The 2,661-nt window shown below is 70.5% G+C and carries 3 protein-coding genes; 1 reads left to right on the forward strand and 2 read right to left on the reverse strand.

Annotation, left to right across the window (positions count from 1 at the left end):
* Both AB0M20_RS36970 and AB0M20_RS36975 read right to left on the reverse strand, forming a co-directional pair.
* Nucleotides 1-694: alpha/beta fold hydrolase (locus AB0M20_RS36970; RefSeq protein ID WP_364305379.1), on the reverse strand; the 694-nt coding region annotated here is incomplete at its 3' end.
* Nucleotides 691-1,524: an MBL fold metallo-hydrolase gene (locus tag AB0M20_RS36975; protein ID WP_364305381.1), complete on the reverse strand. Its 834-nt coding sequence runs from the start codon at nucleotides 1,522-1,524 to the stop codon at nucleotides 691-693. The genes AB0M20_RS36975 and AB0M20_RS36970, both read right to left, overlap by 4 nt.
* Before the next feature lie 121 nt (nucleotides 1,525-1,645).
* On the opposite strand from AB0M20_RS36975, the gene AB0M20_RS36980 reads away from it, so the two are divergent.
* Nucleotides 1,646-1,996 carry a helix-turn-helix domain-containing protein gene (locus tag AB0M20_RS36980; protein WP_364305382.1) on the forward strand — a complete coding sequence of 117 codons (351 nt, stop codon included), beginning with the start codon at nucleotides 1,646-1,648 and terminating at the stop codon, nucleotides 1,994-1,996.
* Nucleotides 1,997-2,661 lie beyond the last annotated feature (665 nt).

A 2,661-nucleotide genomic window follows, 5' to 3' on the forward strand; every position in this document is an offset into this window, starting at 1 on the left:
CGTCGGTGCGGCCGTGCACCACCAGCAACGGCGTGGCGGCGAGCAGCGCCGCTGCGCCGAGGGCGTCGAAGGTCATCAGCGCGTGCAGCGAACCGTAGGTCACCCGGTTCTCCCAATGCGGGGCCGCGGAGCGCGTGGTGCCGTAGTAGGCGTACGGCTCGTCGCCGGCCATCGCCGCCGTGCCACCATCGGGAGCGACGGCCGGAAGCTCTTCGTCGTAACGGTCGATGAAGGACGCCAACGCCGCCCGGTAACCGTCGGCGTCACCGGCGCTGATGCGCAGCGGGCTGTTGTAGGCACCCGCGATGCCGACGACCGCCCGCAGTCGCGGGTCGGTGGCCGCCGCACGGACCGCATAGCCGCCACCGAGACAGATCCCGACGATGGCTACCCGGTTCGGATCGACGGCCGGATGGGCGGCGAGCAGGTCGGCGGCCGCGCGCAGGTCGGCCAGTTTGCCCTGGGTGTCCTCGTGCGCGCGGCGCCCTCCGCTCTCGCCGAAGCCGCGGTGGTCGAAGGCGAGGGTGGTCAGGCCATGCTCGTGCAGCCGTGCGGCGTAAACGCCGACGACCTGCTCCTTGACCCCGGTGAACGGCCCGGTCAGGACCACGGCCGGGGCCCCGGCGCGGGCCACGGCAAGGTTCCCAGCCAGCAGCACACCGTCGGCGGTGAAGGTGACCTTTTCGAAACTCATGCGGGCACCGCCTGGGTGAGCTCGGCCCCGAGCTCGGCGGCGACCGCGTCGGCGCCGAGCCCGATCATCCAGGTGAGCGGCGCACCCGGCAGGAACCGGGTCATGACGTCGATCAGCTCGGCGCGCTGTGGGTCGGTCAGGGCCGGCGCACCGGCCGCCAGGCGCTGGACCGTGGCGCGGTACATCATCAGGTATCGGCGCTGGTCGGCCAGCATGCCCTCGTCGCCCGGTGCGCCGTGCCCCGGGTACAGCGTGAATCCGTCGAGAGCGCCGGTGAGAGCGTCCAGCGCGGTCAGCCATCGGCTGGTGTGCCCGTCGGCGGTGTACGGATGGGTGCCGTGGAAGGCCAGGTCCCCCATGAACGCCCGGTCGTCGAGCGTGAGGTAGGAGTCGGCATGGCTCTCCGCCGCCCCGACGTCGTGCGGGGTGAGACGCATTCCGCCGATCTCCACCACCGCACCCTCGGACAGTCGCCGGTCGGGCACTCGATGCCGATCCGGCCACTCGTCGCCGTAGACGGGCTGCCACTGGTCCCGTTTCGCGTCCGCGATGCGGGCGATCGTGTCGGCCACCTCGGCCGCGGCGTACACCGGCACGTCGTCACCGGCGAGCAGCGGCAGGCCGTTGAAATGGTCCGGGTGCGCGTGTGTGACGAACACGGCGAGCAGCGGCTTGCGCAGCGCGGTGATCCGGGCGGCGAGGGCCCGGACGTCGGACATGAGGAGGTTCGCGTCGATCAGCACGACCCCTTCGTCGGCTTCGAGGAGGTAGCTGTTGACCAGCGACCCGTTCTCGGCCGCGGTGTAGGTGTGAATGCGGTGCTCGGACATGTCGGTCGCCCCCCGGTTGGCTATCGTTGGGCCCGACGCTAGGTCGTGTCCGCCCGACCCGGCCAGAAGGCACTTAGCGGTGCCCTTCACCGGCTCGCCGCACCGTCACCGGGAGTTGCTCATGTCGCTGGTCGTTCCGGACGTGCTTGAGGAGAGCTGCCTGACGCGGCAGGCGCTGGAACGGCTTGCTTCCAAGTGGCGGGTCCTGCTCATCTACGCGCTCCTGGCCGGCCCGCAACGGCACACCGAGCTGCGCCGCCGGGTCGCCGGTATCACGCAGAAGGTGCTGACCGAGACGCTGCGCGACATGGAGCAGGACGGGCTGGTCGAGCGGCGGGTCCTCAAGGAGACGCCGCCGCAGCACGTCGAGTACGCGCTGACCGTCCTCGGCGCGACGCTGCGAGAGCCCCTCGCCGCCATTTGCGACTGGGCGACCCGGCACAGCGCCTCGCGGGCCGGCCCGACAGCCTAATCCGGGCGGGCACCTCGCTCACCCGTCCGCTGTCCACGCCGTCGCACCATAGCGGTGCTTCCGAGGTGGTTTCGGGTACAGGCAATGAGCACGACCAGCCCGCCTCACCGCACATCCACGGGATCGCCACTCGCGTTACGACGAGACGCCGCGATGAGCCAGGCCCATGTGTCCGTCTACAGCCGACCCCGCTGCCCGTACTGCTGCGTCATGCACCGCGGCCTGTGGTGCCGCATCATGTTCACGCGGCTGGATCAATCCGCGGCTCGGTGGCTTGGAGGAGCTGCTGCTCGGCGACCATCACTCGGCAACGCCTCCGGAGCTTGCCGACCATCTCATTGCTGCACGCCGAGGAAACTCCCACGAGGATGACCTGGCGTTGCTCATCATCGGTACGCCAGAACGTTGCGCGGATGGCTGACGTGCGGTGACATCGTCCGGCGTCGTCGCCGGTAGCCGGTGCACGGCGACGCGTGACAGCACCTGTTCCACTTCCCGCCGGCTCGGCCGCCTTCAGGTCGGCTTCACCGTCAGGCGAGCCGGGCGAACTGAGGTTGGTCGTTGACCCACCGATCAGCCTCGTCGGCGGGCATCGGCTTCGCGAACAGGTAGCCCTGCCCGTGCGGGCAGGACATCGCGTGCAGCACGGCGCGGTCCTCTTCGCG

Origin of the sequence: Actinoplanes sp. NPDC051633 (assembly GCF_040681735.1) — a bacterium.
GTDB lineage: Bacteria > Actinomycetota > Actinomycetes > Mycobacteriales > Micromonosporaceae > Actinoplanes.

Coding starts and splice junctions, on each gene's coding strand:
- AB0M20_RS36975 (WP_364305381.1), bottom strand. CDS start 1,524: ATGTCCGAGCACCGCATTCACACCTACACCGCGGCCGAGAACGGGTCG.
- AB0M20_RS36980 (WP_364305382.1), top strand. CDS start 1,646: ATGTCGCTGGTCGTTCCGGACGTGCTTGAGGAGAGCTGCCTGACGCGG.